Annotated in this window: 2 protein-coding genes; one reads left to right on the forward strand and one right to left on the reverse strand. The window is 75.1% G+C overall.

The window, feature by feature from the left end; translation table 11 throughout:
- A partial coding sequence (locus H5J33_RS32005) for a trans-acting enoyl reductase family protein (protein ID WP_181798236.1) occupies window positions 1-749 on the reverse strand: 749 nt, incomplete at its 3' end.
- A 337-nt stretch (window positions 750-1,086) separates the two neighbouring features.
- Here H5J33_RS32005 and H5J33_RS32010 point away from each other — a divergent pair.
- Window positions 1,087-2,222: CaiB/BaiF CoA-transferase family protein (locus H5J33_RS32010; RefSeq protein ID WP_181798237.1), on the forward strand; the 1,136-nt coding region annotated here is incomplete at its 3' end.

Below are 2,222 nucleotides of genomic sequence, written 5' to 3' on the forward strand. Positions count from 1 at the left end.
GCCCGCGCCGAACGGCGCACGATCTGCGGGTCGATGGTGGGCAGCGGCAGCGCCCACGCGCCGGCCTCCGGGGCGAACCTCGGCGCGCCGGACGGCGCCGTGACCCGGCGGCCCGGCAACCGTGGCTCGTGCCGGGCCCGTTCCCGGGCGGCGGCCCGCATGTGTCCGGGGCGGGCCAGCTGGTTGAGCGCCGAGGCGAGCGTGCCGCCGGAGAAGGCCGCGTCCACGGTCACATAGCCGTCCACGGTCAGCGGCACGCCCTCGGGCAGCCGGCGGACCGTGAAGTAGACGCCCAGGTCGTGCGGCACCGAGTCGAAGCCGCAGGCGTGCACCAGGCGCGCGCCCGTCTCGCGCGCGCGTGCGTCGTGCCGGACGTACATCAGGTCCACGAACTCCGGCTCGCCCGTGAGGTCCAGGTAGTCGGTACCGCTGTCGGCGCAGGCGGCGACGAGTTCCTCGCCGTGCAGCATGTACGGTCCGACGGTCGTGGCGACCACGCGCGCGTGCCCGGCGAGCGCGCGAAGGGTGGCCGGTTCGCCCACGTCGGCCCGCAGCACGCCGATGCCCTCGCCGCCGGGCAGGCTCTCCCGCAGCCGCTCCAGCCGCCGTTCGTCGCGGCCGGCGACCGCCCAGCGCAGCCCCGGCGGCGCGTGCTCGGCGAGATAGCGGGCCGTGAGCGTGCCGACGAAGCCCGTGGCCCCGAAGAGCACCAGGTCGTAGGAACGGCCGGTCCTGGCGATGCTGCTCATGTCACCCCTTGTCCACACGCCCCCAGCGCAGCCCGCGCCGCTGTTGGTGGCCGAGGCTAGCGTGAGGAGTGCGCAGTCCGAAGACCAGCCCGGAGGCAGCGGTGCCCGCAGCCAGGAACACCCCGCTGCCGCGGGAGCCGACACCCGCGCCCGGGCGGCGTGCCGGCGCCGCGCACGCGGCGGGGCAGGCACCGTCCCGTTCACTCGTCCAGGTGATGGCGAACGCGCCGGGCACTTGGCTAAGCGCTTGCTCGTTGGGTCTTGTGTTCGGTGGAACACGTTCTTAGCATCACCGGTGTTACAGCATCGGTGTCACACACACTTGGGGGCTGGACGGATGACAACGGCACAGACGCCGCCGGCGCCGCGCACCGGCCCGCTCTCCGGTGTGCGCGTGGTGGAGCTGGCCGGCATCGGACCCGGCCCGTTCGCCGCCATGCTGCTGGCCGACCTGGGCGCCGACGTGGTCCGGGTGGACCGCCCCGGCGGCGCGGGCCTCGGCCTCGACCCGGCCCGCGACCTCACCAACCGCAACAAGCGCTCGGTCGTGGTCGACCTCAAGGCGCCGGACGGCCCCGCGCGCGTCCTGGACCTCGCCGAACGGGCCGACATCCTCGTGGAGGGCTACCGCCCCGGCGTCGCCGAGCGGCTCGGCGTCGGCCCCGGGGACTGCCACGCCCGCAACCCCCGCCTGGTCTACGGCCGGATGACCGGCTGGGGCCAGGACGGCCCCCTCGCCCACCGCGCCGGCCACGACATCGCCTACATCGCGCTCACCGGCACCCTCGGCATGATCGGCGGCCCGGACGAACCCCCGGCCGTGCCCGCCAACCTCCTCGGGGACTACGCGGGCGGCGCCCTCTACCTGGTCGTCGGCGTCCTCGCCGCACTGCACCACGCGCGCGCGACCGGCACCGGCCAGGTGGTCGACGCCGCCATCGTCGACGGCACGGCCCACCTGTCCACGATGATCCACGCCATGCTCGCCGCCGGCGCCTGGCAGGACCGGCGCGCCGCCAACCTCCTGGACGGCGGCTGCCCGTACTACGGCACCTACGAGACCGCCGACGGACGGTACATGGCGGTGGGCGCCCTGGAAGAGAAGTTCTACGACGAGTTCCTGCGCCTGCTGGGCCTCGCCCCCCTCGCCGCCGCCCGCACCGACCCCGCCCGCTGGGGAGAGCTGCGCGAACGGATCGCCGCCGCCTTCAGGACCCGTACCCGGGCCGAGTGGACGGCCGTCTTCGGGGACTCCGACGCCTGCGTGGCACCCGTGCTCGGGTTGCGCGAGGCCCCGCACCACCCGCACCTCGCCGCCCGCGCCACCTTCACCGACCACGACGGCATCACCCAGCCCGCCCCCGCCCCCCGGTTCTCCGCCACCCCGACCGCCGTCCGCCAGCATCAGCGCCACGAAGCCGGGCACCAGCAGCAGCCGCAGCATGGTCAGCAGATTGGCGACGTTCCAGACAC

This window comes from Streptomyces sp. WELS2 (genome assembly GCF_013870595.1).
GTDB lineage: Bacteria > Actinomycetota > Actinomycetes > Streptomycetales > Streptomycetaceae > Streptomyces.